The following is a 21,902-nucleotide window of genomic DNA, read 5'->3' on the forward strand; positions in this document are numbered from 1 at the left end:
CAACTACTTCGTCCACATCTCGCAGTTCGTCATGCGACGCGTATCGGCCAGCTCCAGAATCTTCCACGCCCCGTCGGACTTCACGAGCAGGAAGTGATCGATGCCGCAGTGTGAAAACTTGGGACCGATGAAGAGACCGTAGTCCACCCACACCGACGCCAGGTCGCCATCGATGTGCACACGCTCATTGCGAATACGCTCATCGATCTTCTCGGGCCGCGGTGTACCCACCGATTTCACGAAACCGTCGGCCCCCTGCTGCACCGAGAGTGTCGGCGCGCCGTTGCGGGAAGCCGACGTGATCATGCGGACGCGGGCATCGAACACCGAACGCAGCATCGTGGAATCACCGGCGCGCATGCCATCGAACAGACGATTCACCACCGCCATCACGGCCTTCTGGTCTTCGGCGGGGCCAAAGGACTGAGCAGAAGCCGCTGGGGCGCTGGCCGCCATCAGGCCGGCGACAAGGAGTGTACGGAATGCGTGAGTCATGACGCCATCGTGCGATTGGGGAACGGCAGGAGATCCGTCTCCAGCACGCCTTTGGCCACCAGTGACACCATGGTGTGCATGAACTGCAAGGGTGGGAGATCGGGCGGAAGTGCGCCTTCAGCCTGAAGTTGGTGGAAAATCTCCGCAAACGTGCGTCCGCCGGTACAGGAGGCGTAAAACGCCGCATCGGCGGCATTCGCGGAGATCCGATCCGGAAACGGATGCGTGACCGATATCGCGCCTTCGGCCGGCGTCCATGCCTCTTCGGCGCCAGGGGTGGCCGTGTAGGTGAGTGACAGCCGCGCCGTTGCCGCCAGTCGGGGACGCGCTTCCAACATCGCCGCGAGTGCGCGCTCACCTTCGCCGAGAAAGTCCTGCATGCGCAGCAGCCACAGCACCTCTGCCCATCTCGTGCCGCCGTCCCGCTCCACAGCAACCGTTCCTCCCACACGCGGTTTGCCATGTCGTCGCATGACGATGGTGCAGAACTGCAACTGTTCGACCTCGAGGTCCCGGAGGCGCCGCATCTGCGTCACCACACCCGGGATGGCCTCGTCGGTGGCAGCCGCCAGTTCCTTGCCGTAGTGCTGCATGAAGTCCGAGAAGCCGTTGCTGAGCACCACGAGATCGAACTCGTCGGCCTGCGCGCCCAGGATATCCCGCAAGCGACGAGCAATGGGCTTGTTCTTGCGCGAACTGAAGAGGCAGGTGCAGTGGAAGATGCCTTCCGGTGCCAGAAAATCGGGCAATCGCGCCATGATCGCCCGAGAGATCTGTTCCCCGTCTTCCCCACCATCGCGGTAGATGAGCGCGGTCGATGTGGCGGGCACATACGGCGGGTGCGCCGAGATCACGTCGAACTGCTGTCCTTCCACCGGCGCATACAGATCGCCCTGAAGGGCGGTCACATTCGGTAGAGCGTTCATGCGGGCATTGAACGCCGCGAAATGCGTGGAGCGGGCCGTGATGTCGATGGCCCACGCATGCTCGGCGCCACGGTGCGCCGCATCGAGCGCAGCGATGCCCGTGCCCGAGCACAGTTCGAGATATCGCTTGCCGCGTGACGGCGGCAGCGTCGACACAAAAACGCGCACCGAGTTGGTGATGGCCGGATACACCAGGTCGGTTGCCCCGTCTTCCGGCCGCACGCCCTTTTCTCCGAACGTCGGCCGATCGGAGATCAGGTACAGTCCCGACGTGGGGTACAAAAGCACCGTGCCGACGATCGTGTCGCCGACTGCCTCGACCAACCCAAGGCGGCCGAGCAGTGCCGCGCTCCCGGAACCAAGCAGCGCATCGGCTTCCCCGGCCGGCATGGCGTGACAATCCAGGAACAGCCAGATCAAGGCATCGAGACCGTGCTCCGGCGTCGCCGTGCCGCGCTTGTGGTTCTGGCTGTGGAAGTCGTACAGCGACGGACTCTCAGTTCGGGCGCAGATCGTGGGCTCGTCGAACCGATGGGTCGCCAGCAGGGTCCTCAGCGCGGCGTAGTCCTCCTCGGGAGCGTCGAGACGGGGAGGGGCGGCCTGTGCCAAGGACCGGGGGGAAGAGCCAGCCGACGGGCCGGTCCGCGTGGAGACCGACGGATGATCACCGGCCACGTCGTTTTCTGGGAGCATTTCAGATGACATGCGCCATATCGTATCGTGCGTTGTGCACAACGACAATTCTGGTGCCGACGCGAACCGTCACGCTTCGCAGGAGAACAACACTCGACAGGCGCACTTCACCGCACCGAAGGCACAAAGGGAATCGGCAGCGCATCGGTCTCCAGCACACCGCTGAGTACCAGGGGCAGCATCGTGTGCATGAACTCATGGGGCGTGAGCGTCGGTGGCATCGTGCCCTCCGCCTGCAGGTCGCGAAGAATGTGTGCGAAGGTGCGATCGCCGGCGCAGGACGAGAGAAATGCCGCATCGGCGCCGTTGGCCGATATCCGCGCGGGGACCGGCTGCTCCACCGAAAGGAAACCCTCGGCTGCCCGCCACGGATCCTCGGGATTCCCACTGATCTGGTAGTTCAGCGAGAACTTCGCGACCGGGGACAGTCGGGGCCGCGACGCCAGCAACACGTCCAGTGCGTTCGTACCATCCGCGAGCAGCTCTTGCATCGCCAACAGCCAGGCCACCTGTCCCCACGTACCATCCAGATGACGCGTCACGGCCATCGCGGTACCTCTGCGCGGCATGCCGTGGCGACGGATGATGATCGTGCCGTACTCCATCTGCCGCACTTTGAGCGTCGTGAATCGCCTCATCAGGGCCACCACCCCCGGCTCGGTTTCGACGTCCGCGTTGAGCAACTGCTTCACAAAATGACTCTTCACATCCGTGACGCCCCTGCCGAACAGAATCAGATCGAATTCGTCAGCGGCATCACCCAGCATGGCACGCACACGATCCAATGCCGGTGCCCCTTCACGCGCCGTGATCTGACAGGTGCAGTGAAAGATGCCGTCCAGCGCCAGATATTCGGGCAGCTTGCCGATGATGGCGCGGGTGATCTGTTCTCCGTCCTCGCCACCATCCCGGTAGATGATTTCGGTGGATGTCGAGGGGATGTACGGCGGATGCGCGACGATGCAGTCGAACTGCTGGCCTTCGAGCGGTGCGTAGAGGTCACCTTGCAGCGAGGTTACGTGCTCGAGGTCATTGAGACGCGCGTTGAAGGCGGCGAAGTGCGTGCACCGTTCCGTGATGTCCACGGCCCATGCATGCGTCGCGCCGGCCTTGGCGGCCATGAGCGTTGCCACGCCCGTGCCGGAGCACAGTTCCAGAACACGCTTCCCGCGGCTGGGAGGCAATGTCGCCAGAAACACCCGAACAGATTTTGTGTTTGAGGGATACACAAAATCGGAGACAGCTTCGTAGCTGATGCTTCCTGCAGCGGAGAAGACGGGGCGGTCGGACACGAGCCACAATGCTTCCGTGGGGTACATGAGCACGGTGCCCATGATCTCGCCTTCATGCAGCGAGGCGAGTCCCAGACGAAGCAGCAAATCGCCACTCCCCTCACCCAGCAGCCGGTCACATACCCCACGATCCAGGGTGTGGCAGTCGTAGTAAAGATGGATCAGCGCATCGAGCCCCGTCTCCGGCGCCTGGCCATGACGCGCATGGGTGCGGGGTGTGAAGTCGTACAGATCCCCCCGCTCCGTGCGCGCACAGACACCCGGCACATCGTACCGGTGCCCGGTCAGCAGCGTGCGCAGCGCCACAAAATCTGCCGCCGACACGTCGAGGTTCGGACGAGGCAAGGCGAGCGCGGGATCGAGCGCAGAGGACGGTGCAGCCGTCGCCGACTGGGCGGTGGGTGGCATTGTCAGTGTCATAGGCCATATCGTACTCCTCATCGCAGGCACTGACAATTTCCCTGCCCCTCGCCCGGATCACCGATGCACATCGCTCCGCGTTCCGTCACGTCCATTGCGCGCCCCAGCGTCCCGATCACCGGTGCGACGATTTTGTCGGCGATCGCGCTGCTCTTGGCCATGCCATCGACCGCATGGGCACAGTCCACCGCGATGCCTCAGATCGGCACGATTTCCGGAGGCAACACCGTCCTGCTCGAAAGTCGCACGGTGAAACGCACACCGCAGGAGATCACAGCCACTCTGCGCGTGCCCTTCCTCAAACCGGCCAAAGTGCCGGGCGGCGAATGGTTCGGTTCACGCACGCTGGTGGCGGTGCGTTGCGCAGAGGGAACGGTGGCCGTGAAGGAAAATCGCTACTACGCCGATGCCAAGTTTGCGAAGGTGGCCAACGAGCGCATCGTGAAGATTCCAGGCTATGCCGCACCGGTGCCGGGTTCAGTGCCCGCCGTGGCCATGGCGCATCTGTGCAAACCCGCGAAACCCTGATCGCCCCTTACGCCAATCGATCCTGCACCACGAGCAGGGCCCCCAGTGCCGTGGCCGCGCCGCCATGTTCGGGCATAAGCAGCGACGCGCCATAAAATTGTGCCACCAGCTCGAAGACATGTCGCACACTCGGCATGTCTGCCAAATGGCCGACAATCACGGCGTCGGTCATCTGCTCGGCGCGCGTGGCGTTGATCGCAATCACGGCGATCACCTGCCCCACCATGTTCACGAGTGCCGCGGCCGTGTCTTCGCGCGACGCACTCACCGCGTGCCGAGCAACGCGACCGAAATTCACGGCCGTGGTGTCCACCGGCAGGCTGCCAATGGCCTCACCCAGCACTTCGTGCAGCATCAGGTTGTGCGTCGTGTCGGTACCGGCGCGGGACAGGGCATCGATCTCCGTCGGGTCAACAGTACCAATCAGCAGGCGCGACAGCCCCAGCAACGTCCCCCCGCCGACACCCGTGCCGGTGACATGACGTGCACGGTCTCGTGTGGCTGCAATCACCGCCGTGCCGGAACCCGCGCTCACCACCACGGCGGCGTCGCGTTGCGCCATCGCCAGTCCGCCACGACCAATGCCCTGCACTTCTTCGACACGATGCAGCGTACATCCATCGATGATGGACGGCACCAGCGCACGATTGCCGCCCGTGACGGCGATCCATGCCACGTACTGCGGGTCCAGATCCACCGCCGCCAATGCGCGGCGCACACGGGTTTCGTCGGGCTGCCCTTCGCTCGGAATACTCTCGTGCCGCGTCACGGCACCAGCCCGCCACACGATGTCGGTATTGCTGACCCCAAAATCAACCGCCACGACCGGAGTACTCTCCAGCCGTGGCGGTAGAAGGACATGCAGTGCGTTCACTTGCCCGGCTTGTATGTCCGCGTGGCGTTCTTCTCGACGTCCGCACGATAGTAGTTGACGTCCTTGAAATTGCCCGCGGCGTAGCGCTCGGCCTGATTGAAGAAGTACGGCGAGGACGGGCTGCTGTTCACACCACCAGCCAGCACACTCTTCGCACGCACCTTGGGGCCGAACTCGACCGCCGCCACGAAGCTGTTGCCGCGATTGCCGTACATGCGCTTGGTGGTGCGAGCGCCCGTTTGACCAAATGCCGCCAGCGAACCCCAGTTGGCGGAGGCAAACGGCACCGCGATGCTCGGCTTGTTGTCGTCGAACGCGGCACCGATGTCACCACTGAGGCGCTGGTAGCGATTGATCTCCCCCCACGGTGTCTTCCACGTGCCGAAATCCCGCGTCAGGCGATCCGATGCCCGGGACAGCGCCCCCAGCACCAGTGAAGCCGGTGCCTTGGTCTTCACGAACTCCAAGGTCAGCGTGCCACTCGCGCGCGCCGGTGCAGCGGCCGCCTGCGACACTTCTTCGCCGTAGGCATTGGCCAACGCCATCGGCACCGAATTGGCCGCAAAGCGATAGTCCCAGCTTCTCAACTGCGCCACCTGTTCGGCCAGCTTGGTCTTGAGCGAGTCACCGGCCGGCAACGCATCGTAGGCCGCCAGCAGTGGCGGCATGAGCTGCTCGAACGCGGGCAGGTAACTGTCGTACGCCGCACCGATCAGGCCATCGAGCGTGAAGTCCTTGCGATTCTGCAGCACCCGCACCGCGTGCACACCGCGCGGATTGTCATCGCGCTGCTCCGACATGTACACCGGCCAGTCCCCGATCTTCGGGCTGTCGGCGCCAGACGCCGTGAACGGCCAGTTGTTGGTGTTCATGAGCCAGCCGCTCTTCGGGTTGTGCACCGTGATCATCTCGTTGAGCGCGTGCAGTCCCTGCCAGTCGTTCTTCGCATCGCTGCCATCCACCGGCTTGCTGAAGTCGATGCCGGCGTTGCGCTTGGGGATGAAGTTGCCGTGGAAATACGAGATCACCCCATCCGCGTCGGCATACACGGTGTTGTTCGACGAGTTCGTGCGCAGCTCCATGATCTTGCGGAACGACGCATAGTCCTTGGCCTTGGTGCGCAGGTAGCTCTGCTGCAGCGCCTTGAGCGGCTCCTGCATCATGGCCACGGCCACCCACTTGCCATCCTGAGAGCGGATGACCGGGCCGTGGTGCGTGAAGTAGGCCGTCACGGTACGACGCTGCATGCCCGACGCGGTCTTGTACGGCAACACGATGGTCCGCACGCGCACCGGCTTCTCCACGCCACCATGGCGATAGGTGAAACCACTGCCCTTGGGCGTCACCGTCTCGAGATACTCATCGATGACGTCGCCACCGCCCGACGTGTGCATCCAGCCCAACCGGCTGTTGAAGCCCTGGTAGATGAAGAACTGCCCCCAGGTCACCGCGCCGTACGCATCCAACCCTTCTTCACTCGCCATGTGGATCTCGGGGCGAAAGTAGAAAGACGTGTGCGGATTGATCATCAGCAGCGCGTGGCCATTGGTCGTGTTGCCCGGCGCGATCGCAAAGCCATTGGAACCACCGGGTTCCTGACCGAACGGCGACAACGCGGCGTCAGCACCCGCCTCGACATCACCACCGGCACCGGCGCCACCGCGCGCGCCATAGAACTGCTCGATGCCGCGCAGGTTCACCGATTCGATATCACCACCGATGCTGCCTTCGCTGAAGGACAACGCCATCCAGGGCTGGAAGCGCGTGATCAGACGCGGCTTCACCTCGGGGTGCGTGTGCAGATAGTAGTTGAGGCCATCGGCAAAACCATTCATCAGCGCCTTGAGCCACGCCGGGCTGGCGGCGTACTGCTTCTTCATGTCCAGCGTATCGATGAACATCTTCATGCGCAGGTCGCGCCAGATCTCCTTCTCGCCCTCCACTTCGGCGAGACGCCCCATCGCGTTGATGTAGTTCGTCTCCACGCGATTGAAGTCGTCCTCCGCCTGCGCGTACACCATGCCGAACACGGCATCGGCGTCGGTCTTGCCGTAGACATGCGCAATACCCCACTGATCGCGCATGATCGTGACGCGCTGCGCCTGCTGGGTCCAGCGGGCCGGCTGTGCAGGGAGCGACGACGCAGCGAGTGACGGAGCAGCGAGCAACAGACTCGCCGCCAGGAGGCGACGGAAGCGTGTCTTCATGACGAGGCGGGGGCTGGAGCGAGGGGAGGAGCGGACACCGGGAGCTGATGGCGGTATACGGAGATCGCGCTGTCATCCACGATCACCTGCTGCATCGTGACGTAGCGGACCGTCCGTGGAAGCTTGTGCGTGCTCGCATGTTCGGCCACCAGAATGGGTGACCACGGCGCCTCCAGCCAGCGTTCGATGAGCCGATCGAGCATCCGGGATTCGTAGGGCGGATCCACAAAGGCCAGATCATATCGGCCAGCGATCAGGGCGTTGGCAAACGGCAACGCATCCTTCTTGTAGACGCGCGCCTTCGTCGTCACCCGCAGCGCGGCGATGTTGGCCTTGAGTGCGTGCAAACTGGACGGACGGAACTCCACGAAGTCCACGTACTTCGCCCCACGCGACAGCGCTTCGAGTCCGATCGCACCGGTGCCGGCGAACAGGTCGATGACCCGGGCACCTTCGAGATCGGCGCGCACCAGCTTCATCATCTCCACCCGCACCGCTTCGGCCGTGGGCCGCACGCGGAAGTCCTTCGGCGAGGTGAGGTTACGCCCGGCGTACTTGCCTCCCACAATGCGCATCGGTCAGCCCTCCTGGTTGCGCATGTGATCGGCCAGGGCATGCAGGCGCTGACGCAAATAGTCCTTGAGCTCTTGGGGAGCTTCATGTTCCGCCAGTGCGCGGTCCATGCACCACAGCCATTCATCGCGCTCACGCTCGCCGATGGCGAACGGGAAATGCCGCATGCGCAGGCGGGGGTGGCCGAACTTCTCGACGTATAGCTGCGGACCACCGGTCCACCCTGTCATGAAGAGGTACAGCTTTTCGCGCGAGGCCTTGAGGCTCGCCGCATGCAGCGCCCGGACGTTGGTGGCCTCGGGCGCGGTGTCCATCAGGTCGTAGAAGCGGTCCACCAGCGAGCGGATCCCCGTCTCGCCACCCAACTGCTCGTATTGCGTCTGCTCATGGGTCATCGTGAGGAAAGCCTAGTCCCCCGCGCCCGCACGAAGCAAGGCACAGCAGGCCCTGACCCTCACCGGGCAAACCGCCGATCAGTACCTCGGGTACCGTCCACGGGGCATGTTGCCGCCGATCGTGCCGCCAATGACTCCACCGATCACGCCGCCAATCACACCGCCCATGCCCGTGCCCGGCATGCCAACCGGTGGCATGCCACGACGCCCGCCACGCCGGCGATCATGCTCTTCACAGTGGTCCTCACCCGCCCCACCGCCCCGAATGATCACGCCGCCGCCACGGCCACGGCCCATGCCCTCCGTACCCCGACGCCCCTCACCTTCATCGGAGGCGCTGCCGGCCGAAGGCCCGCCGTCCGTCGGATACGAAATGCCCACCGGGGCTGGAGCACGCGTTTCCGGTTCCGGAACCGGGGCTGGCGTGGGCTCGACCTGCTCTGCCACGACCATCGCCGGAGCGGGCGCCTCGTCGACCACCGGTGCCACCGCCACTTCCTGCTCTTCGGCCTGTGGGGCAGGCCGCGGGGCCTGACGTCGGGTGGCCACCGCCTCCCGTCGCCCGCGCTGATCCCCACTCGGGGAGCCTGGACGCCCTCCCTCGAGCGCCGACACAATGCCGGTGCGTGGCCGCTGGGCGTTGACCGCCATCTGGAGATCACGCTCCAGGTCAGCGGTCATCGCCCCGGACTCCTCCCCCCCACAGCCCGCCATCCCCAGCGCGGCCGTCGCACCGAAGAGCGCAACCCAGGCACGACGACGTGTCGGAAGCCGAAAGCTCTGACTTTGCCACAGTGCTCGCATGCGAACCTCGGGCCGATCTGGCCGTGGGCGGTGTGTCCGGGCGGACACGGGAGATGATGCGCTTCGTCACCGAGAAAGGGTGCCGTGCAACAAGTCTAGCCCTGCAATTCCCGCACCAGTCGGTGAATTGCTCGTGGCGCAGGTGGAACCGCGCCAAGTGCCAGTTGCGCCGTCCCCAGCAGAGGACGAGAGGCGTCCTCCTTTGATGTCATTGATGTCGTCATCCGAACTCAGCATTACCGCCGCCGAGCTACCGCACCGCCCCCATCGTACCCGGAATTGTGAGGCTGTGGCGGTCGAGGATCGCCCGAATCGGCGCCTGCCGTTCGAGCACCTCGCGATAGACCCAGGGGTAGTGCTGCCAGGCGGCGAGGGTCCGGCGAGCCACCGCCTCGCCGAACAACTGACGAACCACGTCGAACTCCCCCAGACACACGAGTAAATGCAAATAGGTGCTCTGTCGATCCCGGGCGCCCAGCGGCGGTCCGTCCGGTGCGTCGGGGTACAGTTGCTGCAGTTCTCCCATCGCCGCATCGGTGGCAGCCTGCCGGCCGGCGAACCACCAGTGCAGTTGTTCGTGCAGGAAAGTCGCCAGTTGCGCCGTATCATTCGCCAGGTAGGCGGTGTTGACCGTCAGTACCGGATGGCTGTGGGGCACCACCCGCGACTGAATCCGCACCGTACGGGTGAATAGCCATGGGGAAAGGTCGTACGCCACCAGCAGTCGATCGAGCTGCTCCCGACCGCGCTGTTCGAAGGACGAGCCACCAGCCAATTCAATAGTCAACGACGCAGGTGAAACCGGCGGTGCCGCTTGTGCGAGGAGTTCCGCGTTGGAAACGCCGAGTGTCAGAAACAATCCCGCGATCACAGAGTTCGTCATGATGCATTCGTCCGATGAAAAGTCGCGTCGACAGCGGCCAATTCCCCACCCTGTGGTGATGACAGCCACACCGTCGTCACGGTTGGCTCCGACATCGTGGTGCACGGCTCTGCGATGGCCGTGGCTGCTGCTGCTCCTCGTGACCACGGCCTGCGCAGACCAGTCACAGGTCTCCGCATCTGCACGTCGCACCATCGCCGACAGCCTCAGCGGGCTCATCACGCGCGCCTACGACTTCTCGGCACCGGGGGCTGCCGATCGGTTGCTGGCACTCTACCCCGACAGCGGACGTGTCATTTCCGGCGTCGCGGGACACGTGACGACCACGCGCGACACGCTCGCGGGCGAAATCCGCGGCTTCTGGGAACGTGTGGGGCAGAACATGCGCGCGCCGCAATTTGTCCTGGGCTCCACATACGTGGATGTGATCACACGCGACGCGGTCGTGATGACATTGACGTACAGCATTCCACACACCACGCCGCGGAACACACCACACACCGTGAGTGGCGCATGGACCATGTTGTGGCGCAATCAGAACGGGCGGTGGATGATCGTACAGGAGCACCTCTCGGACACCCCTGAAAGCACGGCCCCGGGACCATCGCCAGCCGCATCACGACCAGCGGACACGGCTGCGGCGATGGTCCACCGTCATTGATGGTCCGTCATCAGAACTGCGCCACGCTCGCCTGCGCCCACGCGCGCGACATGCCCGTCGTCTCGGGATTCCGGAACAACTGACCAGGTTCGAGGTGAGGATAGATGTCCGCGTAGCTGCGGATTTCCATCGCGCTCACCCGCTTCATGATGAACCAGGGCTTGAGGTCGCGCGGGCGTGCCAATCCTGTCGCCCCCAGCACCTCCATGAAGCTCTTCACGGTTTCACGGTGATAGCGCGCCACACGCTGCGACTTGTCGCCCACATGCAGACCGTTCACCAGAGCCGCATCCTGTGTGGCCACACCCGTGGGACAGGCATTGCTGTTGCAGCGCAGCGCCTGGATGCATCCCAGTGCGATCATCATCGCCCGCGCCGCGTTACAGGCATCCGCGCCCAGCGCCACCTTCGTGGCCAGGGCAAAACCGGTATTCACCTTGCCCGAGGCAATCACCTTGATGTGATCACGCAGCTCGGTACCCACGAGAGCGTTGTGCACGAACGACAACCCTTCGTTGAGCGGTGTGCCCACTGAATCGGAAAACTCGATCGGGGCCGCGCCGGTGCCACCTTCACCGCCGTCCACGGTGATGAAGTCGGGGAGAATGCCGGTATCGAGCATGGCCTTCACGATGCCCAGGAACTCGTGACGCTTGCCCACACACAGCTTGAAGCCGATGGGTTTTCCACCCGACAGATCGCGCAGCTTCTTGATGAAGTGCACCATCTCGAGCGGTGTGCGGAACGACGAATGTGCCGGCGGTGAAATCACGTCATGGCCAGGCTCCACGCCACGAATATCCACGATCTCTTGCGTGAGCTTCGCTGCAGGCAGGATGCCACCGTGCCCAGGCTTGGCGCCTTGCGAGAGCTTGATCTCGATCATCTTCACGTTCGGCAGCGCCGCACGTTCCGCAAATGCATCCGGATTGAAGCGCCCCTGCTTGTCACGGCAACTGAAGTACCCGGTGCCGATCTGCCAGACGAGATCACCACCAGGCTCGAGATGGTACGGACTCAATCCCCCTTCACCGGTGCTGTGGGCGAAGTTGCCCATCTTGGCACCCGCGTTGAGTGCCAGCACGGCATTTTTGCTGAGCGAGCCATAGCTCATCCCCGACACGTTGAAAATCGAGGCCGAGTACGGCTGCTTGCAGTCGGCACCACCGATCAGGACACGAGCTTCCGCCGGATCGGGATGCACCGGTGCGAGCGAGTGGTTGATCCACTCGTAGCCGGTTTCGTACACGTCCTTCTGCGTGCCAAAGGGCAGCGTGTCCAGATCACCCTTCGCGCGCTGATAGATCACCGAGCGATCGTTGCGACTGAACGGTTTGCCGTCGCTGTTGGATTCGACGAAGTACTGGTTGATCTCGGGACGGATCATTTCCATCAGGTATCGCGCATTCCCGATCAGCGGAAAGTTACGACGGATGGCCTGCTTGGTCTGCAGCATGTCGACGACGCCACGACCGATGGCCGGCAGGATGATCACATAGGACCAGAGGATCGGCTGCCACAGGAACGACAGCCCGGCGACAAGCGCCACGACCAGCGCGGACAGGGAGAGAAAGAGTATGCGCATGGTCTATTCTACACATTCGGCTCGCCATTGACCCGATCCGGCACACTCCACTACAGTTCCCTGCATGTTCGCGTCCCTGCGCACCTCCATCTCCCTGCTCCCGGCCCCACACTGTCCGTGTGTCGCCGTGCGTGCCGCGTGTTGTCGCCGCGGTGCCGTTGCAGGCGGAGTGTGCTGACCCAGGTTATTTCCCACTGACGGATTGTTTCCGTCACCGGTGATCCTGGCATGCCGCCCGTCTCGTTTCCGAGTCGGGCGTTTTTGTTTTGCGGTGCGGTCATCCCGAACGCACATGTCCCCCTTTGAGCCCCGTTCATGTCGCTGACCCCGGTCCTGTTCACGTGTTGCTGTCCCTCGTGCTGTAAGCACCGGGGGAGGCACCTGCACGACCGGAACACTCGCCGTCACTGACGGACAGATCATTCGGCTTCGTTCTCCAAGGTCCACCCCCACGTACCCCGGGGGTGGACCTTCGTGCATTGCGGTTCCCGCACGTCCGACGTCCTTCACGTCACCCCCGGATCTCCCCTCCATTCTCTGCTGGAGTTCCGATGGGCCTGCAGGATCCTGTTCTTTCACGTCGGTTGGCGCTGTTGGCCGCCGGCTTGCTGACATTCACACCTCACGCGGCACTGACGGCACAATCGCCCCGGGGTGGCGCTGCTGCCAGCACGACCGGCGCACAGGCACAACGCCGCGTGACCGGCGTCGTGAAGGATGGCACCGGCCGTCCGATCACCTTCGCGACCATCGCCGTCACGGGCGGCGGCACGTCTCGCGTCGACGAAGCGGGGCGCTATACCGTGACGCTGCCTGCATCGGCCGCCACGATTCTCGTACGCGCCATCGGTTTCTCCGCACGCGAACTCCGTGTCGCGGCCGAAGTCTCCACACTCGATGTGGTGCTCGAACCGCAGGCGCTGTCCCTTGGCGAAATCACCATCGTGGGCTCCGCCTCCGATGTCGCCCGTCAACGCGCCACCACCGCCACGGCCAACGTATCCGCCGAGCAAGTCACCCGTGCGCCCGCGCAGTCCATCGAACAGGCGCTGCAGGGCAAGATCGTGGGCGCCAGCGTGAACATGAACACCGGCGCCCCCGGTGGTGGTGGTCAGATCCAGATCCGCGGCACGAGTTCCATTCTCGGGAGTGGTGAGCCCCTGGTGGTCATCGACGGCGTGATCTCGTCGAATGACGCCTACTCGGCCGGCGCCTCCACCGTGACACGCGGCGGCACCAGCCAGGACCAGAACGTGAATCGCCTGGCCGACATCAATCCCGCCGAAATCGAAAGCATCGAAATCGTGAAGGACGCATCGGCGACCGCCATTTACGGCTCACGCGCCAGCAATGGCGTGGTCGTGATCCGCACCAAACGCGGCAGCGCGGGCGCGCCACGCATTGCGGTGCGTCAGTCGGTGGGCACGGCGAGTCCGCTGCGATATCTCGGTGCCCGCAACTACAGCAACGTGAGCGAAGTGCTCGCGCTGCGGTACGGCGCCACGACCAACGCGGCGTCGCAGGCGTATCTCAACAGCCGTTTCCCCACGGGCGTGATTCCCGCCGAGGCCAATATCGATCTCGAGCGCGAATTTTTCCGCAACCGGCAGCCGTCGTACGAAACCACCATCTCGGTGTCGGGTGGTACCTCGGCCACCAAGTACTTCGCCTCGGCCACGCAGCGCAACGAAGAAGGCATCGCGGTGAACAATGCCGCGCGACTGCAGTCGTTGCGTCTCAATCTCGATCAGACCATTTCGCCGGACGTGAACCTCACGGTGAGCTTGGGCGTGATCCGCAACTTCCTCCGGCGCGGCCTCGCCAACAACGACAATTCGTTCACTAGCCCGGTGTATGCGTTTGCCTACACGCCGGGGGTGTTCGATCTGCGTGAGCGCACGGCATCGGGTGGCTATGTGCGCAATCCCATCTTCGGTGGTGGGTTTGCGGCATCCAATCCGTTCGAGACCTACGAGTATCTCGACTACTCGCAGGACGTATGGCGACAGATCGGCAGCGCCAACCTCACCTACACGCCGGTGCAGTCGGCGCGCCATCGTGTGACGCTTGGTGTGCTGTCGGGCTTTGACCGTTACCAGCAGGCCGGCCGCCTCTATTCGCCGGGCTTCCTGCAGTACGAAGGGCGCAACAACCTGTTCGGTACGTCGGAACAGACCACGGTGGATGGACTCAACTACAACCTGCAACCCACGGCGTCGTGGACCTTCGCGCCTGGTGGTGTGACGTTCAATACCTCGGTGGGTGGCAGCGTCGAACAGCAGTCGGTGAACAACTATGCACTGATCGGCCGCGGTCTCACGCCGGGGTCCGAGCTGGCCAGCCAGGGCACGCTCTCGGCGTCACACGGCATGACCCGCTTCCGCGATCAAGCCGTATTCGTCAGTGAACAGTTGCTCGCCTTCGACGAACGACTGGTGCTGAACGCCGGCCTGCGTGCCGATCGCTCCAGCGCCAACGGTGACACGGAGCGGTTCTTCGTTTTCCCACGGGCGTCGGCCGCCTATCGTTTCCTCGCGCCGGTGTCGGGCGTGGACGAACTCAAGCTGCGCGCCGGGTGGGGGCAGACCGGCAATCGTCCACGTTTCGGCGATCGAAACCAGACGCTCGATGCCGGCGGCATCGTGCAGGGGCAGCCGAGTGTCCAGGCGTCATCGATCATCGGCAACCCGGATATCACGCCTGAGACGCTGACGGAAGTCAGCGGTGGACTCGATCTGCGGGCGTTTGGCGGCCGTCTCGGATTTGAAGGCACACTGTACCGTCGCACCATCACCGACCTGCTGCTGCAGCCGCCAGCCAGGCCGTCTTCGGGCTACGGCACGTTGGTCATCAATGCCGGTGCGCTGCGCAATCAGGGTGTCGAACTGGCGCTCAATGGCACGCCCCTGCAGACCCGCTCGTTTTCACTCGACTCGCGCGTGACGTTCCAGCGCAAGAACGAATTGGTGACCAACCTGCCCGAGTCGGTGCCACCCTTCTCGCCGGCGAGCAGCTTCAATGCTTCGTTCGGCCGCAATCGCATCACGCAGGGCCATCAGAGCAGTGAGATCTGGGGCAACGTGCCCGTTGACGCCTCAGGACGCATTCTGCCCGTGGGATCGTACGTCACCAATCCCACCGCCATCGCGGCGCGTGTGGACACGGTGATCGGTAATGCGAACCCCGACTTCCAGATGTTCTTCGAGAACTCGCTGCGCTGGCGCCGCGTGCGTCTGAGCGCCACGGCCGACTGGCGTCACGGCGGTGATGTGGCCAACACCACCACCAAGCTGTACGACGAAGGGGGCAACAGCCGCGACTTCACCACGGGCATCACGTCGTCCAACGTGCCACGCGGCACGCCGGCATCGACGCTGGGCAACGTGCCGTCCACCGTGCTGGGGCTTGGCGATTTCCGTTTCCGCTCATGGAGTGGCGGCTCGGATGCGCGTGTGTACCTGCAGGACGGCTCGTACTTCCGCGTGCGTGAAGTCGCGCTCACGCTGGATGCACCGGAGCGCCTGGCCAAGGTCTTCCGTGCCTCGACTCTGAATGTGGCCGTGCGCGCCCGCAACCTGCTGCTGATCTCGGACTACTGGGGTTACGACCCCGAGTTCAACAACTTCGGCAACCAGAACCTCAATCGTTTCATCGACACCGCTCCGTATCCCGGCGCGCGTTCGTTCCACCTGACCTTCGATCTCACGTACTGATCATGCGCACGCTTTCAACACCGAAGCGTCGCTTCGGTCACGCTCTTTCGCTGTTCCCGATTGCGCTCACCGCCGCACTGGCGGCCTGCAGCGCCAGTGAACTCACCAACCCCAACAAGCCCACGCCGGGTGCACTGGCCACCGACCCGGCGCAGGCACTGCGTCTGGGGGCCACGGGACTCGTGGCCGGTGAACGGAGCAGCATTTCCGGTTTCATCAGTGGCAGTGGTCAGTTCGGACGCGAGCTGTTCAGCATCTCACCCACGGAAAGCCGCTCGGTCACGTCGTTTTATCTCAACTTCAGTGATCCGTCCGGGCAGTCCACTGGCGGCTGGTCCGATCGTTACGCCAATCTGCGCAACGTCAACATCTTCCTGCAGACGGCCTCGCAAGCCACCTCGCTGACACCAGCGCAGCAAGCGGCGGCGAAGGGATTTGGCCTGACCACCGAATCACTCAACCTGCTGTACATCATCCTGTCGCGGCACAACCTCGGCGCGGTGATCGAGATCCTGCCGGCGGCCAACGATCTGGCACCGTTTGTATCGCGAGATTCGGTGTACACCTACGTCGCCGCGCGCCTGGATGAAGGGTTCGCGCAGCTCCGGCAGGCCGGCAGCACGGCGTTCCCGTTCACGCTGCCGACGGGCACCGGTATCGGGTACGGTGGTTTCGACAACCCTGCGACCTACGCCACGTACAACCGGGCGCTCAAGGCCCGCGTGCAGGTGTACCGGGCCTCGCTGGCGTCGCGCAATCCGGCGCTGTACCAGAGTGCGCTCGACGCATTGGAGGGATCGTTCCTGCAACCCCTCGCCGCCGATCGCAGCAACCTCAAGCGGGGGCCACAGTACTTCTACGGCAATGTGAGCGGTGATGCATCGAATGGTCTGTCATCGAACAACGCGAACCTGTATGCCCATCCGTCCATCCGTGACGATGGCACGGTCAGCCTCACCGACCGTCGGTATGTGACCAAGATTCTCACCGGGCAGCCGCTGCGTGTGCCTGCCGAATCGAACACACCCACCGATTTGCGATTCCAGGCATACCCGGCGCTGACCAGTGGCATCCCGATCATCGACAACGAAGAACTCATCCTGCTGCGTGCGGAGGCGCGGTACTTCACCGGCAACACCACTGGGGCGCTCGAAGACATCAACGCGGTGCGCACGATCAGTGGCGGCCTCGCGGCACGTGGCGCGTTTGCATCGACGGATGATTTCATCACCGAGTTGCTGCAGCAGCGGCGTCTCTCACTACTGTTGCAGGGGCATCGTTGGGTGGATGTGCGCCGTTTCGGCCGACTGACCACGCTGCCGCTCAGCGGTGTGAACTTCCAGCTCACCAACAATCAGGTGGTGCCACAGGCCGAGTGCCTCGCCCGTATTCGGGCCGGCGTGACGTCGCTTGCGTGCCCCGCGTACACCGCGAACTGAGTGGTGTTAGTCCGGTATTGAGGCAGCGCTGACGAGCGGGCCGCGCAAAAGGAGGGAGGTCGCATAGATTCGTCACATGCGACTTCCCTCCTTTCGTGTACTCGCCGCGGTCACGGGCCTCCTGCTGACGCCGAGCTTCACACACGCCCAGACGTTTGCCATTTCGTTTCCGGCGACTGCCAGCGCCACGCCCATCACCGGACGTGCGTTTGTCTACATCGCCCGTACCGATCGCACCGAGCCGCGTCTGCAGGCCGGCGCCCGCCGCGGCAGTGAACAGTTCCTTGGCGTCGACGTAGAGCAGTTGGCACCCGGTGCCTCGGCCACGATCGATCAGAGCACGCTGGGGTTTCCCTTTGCGTCGCTCAAGGAGCTGCCAGCCGGCGAGTACTTCGTGCAGGGCATTGTCGTGCCCTACACCCGGTTTGCTCGGGCCGATGGCCACACCATCTGGGCACATATGGACCAATGGGAAGGCCAGCGCTACAACGACGCACCGGGGACCATCGTGAGCGCGGTACAGAAGGTGCGCGTTGATGGCGCCGCCCGCATCACATTGTCGGCCGACCGGGTGTTGCCGCCAGTGAAGAAGACCGCTGACACGGAATGGGTGCAGCGCTTCACGATGAAGTCGAAACTCGTCAGCGCGTTCTGGAATCATGACATGACAGTGGGCGCCGTGGTGCTGCTGCCCAAGGGGTACGCGCAGAACACCGCCAAGCGTTATCCGGTGGTGTACACCATCGGCCACTTCAACGACCGTGCGCCCTTTGGCTTCACGTTCGAGGGCTGCGATCGCCCGGAAACCGCCGAAGCCCGCACCATCCGTCTCGCGCGCAGTGCCCGTGAACCGGGATGTGAATTCCAGCAGGCGTGGACCACCGGCAAGGTGCCAGAGTTCATCGCCGTGTTCATCCAGCACCCCACGCCGTTTTACGACGACAGCTACGCACTCAATTCCGCCAACAACGGCCCCTACGGCGACGCCATCACCAAGGAACTCATCCCCGAGATCGATCGCCGCTATCGTACCGTCGCCTCGGGACATGCGCGTATGCTCACCGGTGGCTCGACGGGTGGCTGGGATGTGCTCGGCCTACAGATCCACTACCCCGATGTGTTCGGCGGCGCGTGGTCGCTGTATCCCGATCAGCTCGATTTCCGGAACTACCAGTTCGGCAACATCTACGCCGACTCCAATGCCTTCGAGCGCCGTGACGGGGCGTGGCTGTCGCGGGAAATTCCCTCGAGCCGAAGCCCGGAAGGCATGATGGAGCTGAGCATGCGCGAAGAGAATCAGGCCGAAATGGTGGTCGCGTCACGCGGCCGCTCTGGTGGCCAGTGGGATGGGTGGCAGGCGGCGTGGGCCCCAGTGGGCGCCGACGGATATCCCAAGCCGCTCTGGGACAAGCGTACCGGCGTGATCGATCACAGCGTGGCCGAAGCCATGCGCGCCAAGGGCTACGACCTGCGCGACTACGTGGAGAGGAACTGGTCGACCATTGGCCCCAAGCTGGTGGGCAAGCTGCACGTGGCCGTCGGTGACATGGACAACTACTTCCTCAACCTCGGCGTGTATCGCTTCGAGACATTCCTCGAGAGCACGAAGCAGCCAGGCAAGGGGCCGTATTACGGTGGCAAGTTCGAGTATGGTCGACCGCTCAAGCCACACGGCTGGCAGCCATGGAGCAACCAGGAGCTGCTGCGCATGATGGACGCGCAGGTGAAGAAGGGCGCGACGCGGCAGTAACAACCATCGGGGAACGGCACCGGATGGAGTGGCGGCGATTGCTGCTACAACTGCCCGGTGCCACCCCACGTGGCAACCCGCGCACGATAGGCCGGATCCTCATATCGGTCGGGACGGAATGCGGCCGCATGTGAGGGCACCGCTTCACCAGCCATGAGTTGCGCGAGTATTTCACCCGCTGCGGGTGCGGCCATGAGGCCAAACCCCGAAAAGCCAGCACACACATAGGCGCCTTGTGCACCTGACGCACCAATCAGCGGCCTGTTCTCGGCGGTCTTGGTGTAGTAGCCACCGTCGACATACATCGACGGCAGGCGATCGACATACTGCGCGAATCCCGGCACTAGTGCGGCCATGCCTCGGAGCACGATTTCGGCATAACTGAGATCATCCGGCATCGGAAACTCCGGTTCATCGAATCGGTGATCGCCGTGATAGTCCCACAGCATCAGCACGGTCTTCGACGCACCGTACCCCTCGGGGCGCAGATGAATGCCTGCCGGCATGACCTCGATGAAGCGGCGCGTTTCGTCAGATGCCGCAAGCTCCTCGCGCTCGTCATCAGCCCACCGGAGTTGTTGCACATCGTCCAGAATGACGAGTCCCGTATCTCGATCCAGCGCGCCGTGCACATCCTCGATGGCCACCTTGTAATGCGCTTCCGAGAACAGTGGCAAATCGCTCTGCACCATCCGCGCGACCTGCCGAGCATGAGGACCGGCGGCATTTACAAAGTGGGAGGTGGCAATGCGCTGCTCGATGCCCTGCGCATCACGCACGGCAACCCCGGCGACACGCGCGTGATCGTGATCGGGTTCGAAGGCAACATCGGTGATGCGGCCTTCCACCAGCACGACTCCCGCTTCACGCGCTTCCTCGAGCAGGTGCATGCCCAATTGCTGGCCACTGAACCAGCCACAGCGCCGCGCATGCAGCACGCCGCAGATGTCCGGTGCGAGCCAGGGAAACCAGTGGCGAATGGCGTCGCGGTCCAGAAAGAGATCGGCGCCCTCCGGATGATCGTGGTACCCACGGTGCCGGGAAGGCAGGTAGGACTCGCTTTCAGCGCGTGTCCGATACACTCGCACGGGACCGGCGCCCTGCGCCGCGGCGAGGGCCGCTTCCGTTTCGAACCGTTGAGCGCGCACCGGGTCGGCGGTGGTGTAGAGATACCCGCGGCGGTTGAGATGGAAACGATTGCCACAGGCATCGGCCCACGATTCCAGCAGGTCGATACTCCGGTTCATCAACCGCACCATGGCATCGTCGGGCCCGGGCCACCAATTGCGATACGCCTCGGTGGACTTGTCACTGGTCAGCGAGAGTGGCGGCCGTTCGTCCACCAGCACCACGTCGCGCCACCCCTGCTGCACCGCCAGGGCATGGGCCACCGCAATGCCCGCGATACCGGCCCCGCAGATCACCGCACTCGCCTGCACCGGCATGCTCACGTCGACGCCCCATTGGCCCAGAGCGCACGCTCGACCATCACGGCGTCCCATCCAGCACCGAGTTGTGACGCGCGCTCGACCAGTGCTGCGGCGTAACGCCGATAGTAGGTGGTGCTCCACGCCACTGGACCGAGTTCCTCCACCTGTGCGGCGACCAACTCATCGAAGAAGGGATAGCGATCGGGTGCCACGAGAGCGAGCACCGCAGAGGCCGTGGCAGGCCCCACACCGGCCAGTGTCGTGTAGGCGCCAATGGCCTTGCTGAGCTGCGTGATATGCGTGGCAGCCAACACCCCGGCATCGTGCACGGCGTCCGGCGTATTGCTGCGCACCAACGTGAGATTGGGGCCTCGCCACACTCCACGCGTCATCTTCCATTCGGTGAGGCGCACCAGTTCTTCCTGCGTCACCAGTCGCGGCGTTCTCGCCTGCACGTCGGACGTCAACGTGCCACGATACCACGTGTCCAGCTCCACAAGCCGCGCGGGAGGCTGCAGGGCGACCACCGCAGGATACGCGTCGAGGGCCGCCCGCCAGGGCGCTTCCGCGGGTGCGGTCCAGAGTCCGGGAGTGAGCATCGCGAGAATCTGTCAGCACCAATGCCCACGGCGGAAGAACCGAAACTCAGGGGCCCGCGACGTCCGTGGCCATGGTCAGCAGCTTTTGCATCGTGTTCCAGTTGCGTGCGGTGATCCGGTCCCCCAGACCGCGCGTCGCCTTCTCGTACACGGTGCTCGCCGACATGCCATCGGGGAACCACAGGTACGCCGCATGCGCGCCCACCAGGAACCGCTCGCGCACCGTCGGCGCCTCGGCGATGCACCGAAGATCCGCCGGCGTGACATCCGCACTCCACACGGTCACCACGAATCGTGATGGGTTGTCGAGGGCTTCCTCCGGCATCGGATTTTCCTGCAGTAGCTGTCGCATCTGTGCCGGCGTGCGCACAAACACCCGGGAATCCACACCCAGGACATCGAGAATCCCGTCATGCAGGGAAAGCGCTGCGGCATCGGGTTTCAGGCGGGTGCGGTACACCAGATTGCCGCTGTTGAGCAGGGAGCGTACGTCGGTACACCCGAGAGACTCCGCAATGGCGCGGAGCTCCGCCATGGGCACCTTCTTGCCACCTCCCACATTCACACCACGCAGGAGCGCTATCTGGAGGGACGATCGACTCTCTGGCATCATTTCCAAGGGCGAGGTTTCCGTG

At 64.0% G+C, this 21,902-nt stretch carries 18 protein-coding genes; 5 read left to right on the top strand and 13 right to left on the bottom strand.

Annotated features, from left to right (window positions below; genetic code table 11):
• Positions 1-3: 3 nt before the first annotated feature.
• From GAU_RS16060 to GAU_RS16070, 3 genes are all read right to left on the bottom strand, one after another.
• Positions 4-495 (bottom strand): nuclear transport factor 2 family protein, encoded by a 492-nt coding sequence (locus GAU_RS16060; RefSeq protein WP_052574499.1) that lies wholly within the window; start codon positions 493-495, stop codon positions 4-6.
• The gene (locus GAU_RS21250; RefSeq protein WP_156799089.1) at positions 492-2,126 is read right to left on the bottom strand and encodes a methyltransferase; all 1,635 of its coding nucleotides are present in this window, start codon (positions 2,124-2,126) and stop codon (positions 492-494) included. Before GAU_RS21250 ends, GAU_RS16060 begins: the two co-directional genes overlap by 4 nt.
• Positions 2,127-2,221: 95 nt before the next feature.
• Entirely contained in the window at positions 2,222-3,826 is a 1,605-nt protein-coding gene (locus GAU_RS16070; RefSeq protein WP_041265612.1) for a methyltransferase, read from the bottom strand.
• A gap of 63 nt (positions 3,827-3,889) precedes the next feature.
• Between GAU_RS16070 and GAU_RS16075 the strand changes: the two genes are divergently transcribed.
• Positions 3,890-4,354, top strand: a complete 465-nt coding sequence (locus tag GAU_RS16075; protein WP_015894956.1) for a hypothetical protein — start codon at positions 3,890-3,892, stop codon at positions 4,352-4,354.
• A gap of 7 nt (positions 4,355-4,361) precedes the next feature.
• On the opposite strand, the gene GAU_RS16080 is transcribed toward GAU_RS16075, so the two are convergent.
• The 6 genes from GAU_RS16080 to GAU_RS16105 form a co-directional block, all read right to left on the bottom strand.
• Positions 4,362-5,177: a hypothetical protein gene (locus tag GAU_RS16080; RefSeq protein ID WP_041265613.1), complete on the bottom strand. Its 816-nt coding sequence runs from the start codon at positions 5,175-5,177 to the stop codon at positions 4,362-4,364.
• A gap of 47 nt (positions 5,178-5,224) precedes the next feature.
• Complete coding sequence (locus GAU_RS16085) at positions 5,225-7,435, bottom strand: penicillin acylase family protein (protein WP_015894958.1); 2,211 nt, start codon at positions 7,433-7,435, stop codon at positions 5,225-5,227.
• Complete coding sequence (locus GAU_RS16090) at positions 7,432-8,010, bottom strand: RsmD family RNA methyltransferase (RefSeq protein ID WP_015894959.1); 579 nt, start codon at positions 8,008-8,010, stop codon at positions 7,432-7,434. The genes GAU_RS16085 and GAU_RS16090 overlap by 4 nt, the downstream gene beginning before the upstream one ends.
• A 3-nt stretch (positions 8,011-8,013) precedes the next feature.
• Positions 8,014-8,403 carry a group II truncated hemoglobin gene (locus tag GAU_RS16095; protein WP_015894960.1) on the bottom strand — a complete coding sequence of 130 codons (390 nt, stop codon included), beginning with the start codon at positions 8,401-8,403 and terminating at the stop codon, positions 8,014-8,016.
• A 78-nt stretch (positions 8,404-8,481) separates the two neighbouring features.
• Positions 8,482-9,084 carry a hypothetical protein gene (locus GAU_RS16100; protein ID WP_015894961.1) on the bottom strand — a complete coding sequence of 201 codons (603 nt, stop codon included), beginning with the start codon at positions 9,082-9,084 and terminating at the stop codon, positions 8,482-8,484.
• 373 nt (positions 9,085-9,457) lie between these two features.
• A complete protein-coding gene (locus GAU_RS16105) occupies positions 9,458-10,159 on the bottom strand; it encodes a hypothetical protein (protein WP_169307712.1) in 702 nt (233 codons plus the stop codon).
• Here GAU_RS16105 and GAU_RS16110 point away from each other — a divergent pair.
• The gene (locus GAU_RS16110; RefSeq protein ID WP_015894963.1) at positions 10,149-10,751 is read left to right on the top strand and encodes a YybH family protein; all 603 of its coding nucleotides are present in this window, start codon (positions 10,149-10,151) and stop codon (positions 10,749-10,751) included. The two genes, GAU_RS16105 and GAU_RS16110, sit on opposite strands and share 11 nt — an antisense overlap.
• A gap of 10 nt (positions 10,752-10,761) precedes the next feature.
• On the opposite strand, the gene GAU_RS16115 is transcribed toward GAU_RS16110, so the two are convergent.
• Positions 10,762-12,336, bottom strand: a complete 1,575-nt coding sequence (locus tag GAU_RS16115; protein WP_015894964.1) for an FMN-binding glutamate synthase family protein — start codon at positions 12,334-12,336, stop codon at positions 10,762-10,764.
• Positions 12,337-12,887: 551 nt separating this feature from the next.
• Here GAU_RS16115 and GAU_RS16120 point away from each other — a divergent pair.
• From GAU_RS16120 to GAU_RS16130, 3 genes are all read left to right on the top strand, one after another.
• Positions 12,888-16,049: a SusC/RagA family TonB-linked outer membrane protein gene (locus GAU_RS16120; RefSeq protein WP_015894965.1), complete on the top strand. Its 3,162-nt coding sequence runs from the start codon at positions 12,888-12,890 to the stop codon at positions 16,047-16,049.
• A gap of 2 nt (positions 16,050-16,051) precedes the next feature.
• Positions 16,052-17,488 carry a RagB/SusD family nutrient uptake outer membrane protein gene (locus tag GAU_RS16125; RefSeq protein ID WP_015894966.1) on the top strand — a complete coding sequence of 479 codons (1,437 nt, stop codon included), beginning with the start codon at positions 16,052-16,054 and terminating at the stop codon, positions 17,486-17,488.
• Positions 17,489-17,564: 76 nt separating this feature from the next.
• Entirely contained in the window at positions 17,565-19,238 is a 1,674-nt protein-coding gene (locus tag GAU_RS16130; RefSeq protein WP_015894967.1) for an alpha/beta hydrolase-fold protein, read from the top strand.
• A gap of 44 nt (positions 19,239-19,282) precedes the next feature.
• Here the strand turns inward: GAU_RS16130 and GAU_RS16135 are convergent, their stop codons facing one another.
• From GAU_RS16135 to GAU_RS16145, 3 genes are read right to left on the bottom strand one after another with little or no spacing between them, the layout of a single operon-like run.
• A complete protein-coding gene (locus GAU_RS16135; RefSeq protein ID WP_015894968.1) occupies positions 19,283-20,683 on the bottom strand; it encodes an NAD(P)/FAD-dependent oxidoreductase in 1,401 nt (466 codons plus the stop codon).
• Positions 20,684-20,685: 2 nt separating this feature from the next.
• Positions 20,686-21,267, bottom strand: coding sequence for a hypothetical protein (locus GAU_RS16140; protein ID WP_015894969.1), 582 nt, complete (start codon positions 21,265-21,267; stop codon positions 20,686-20,688).
• Positions 21,268-21,313: 46 nt separating this feature from the next.
• On the bottom strand, positions 21,314-21,880 hold the full coding sequence (locus tag GAU_RS16145) for a DUF1697 domain-containing protein (protein WP_197525999.1): 567 nt from the start codon (positions 21,878-21,880) through the stop codon (positions 21,314-21,316).
• Positions 21,881-21,902 lie beyond the last annotated feature (22 nt).

The organism is Gemmatimonas aurantiaca T-27, assembly GCF_000010305.1.
In the GTDB taxonomy this organism is placed as follows: Bacteria; Gemmatimonadota; Gemmatimonadetes; order Gemmatimonadales; family Gemmatimonadaceae; genus Gemmatimonas; species Gemmatimonas aurantiaca.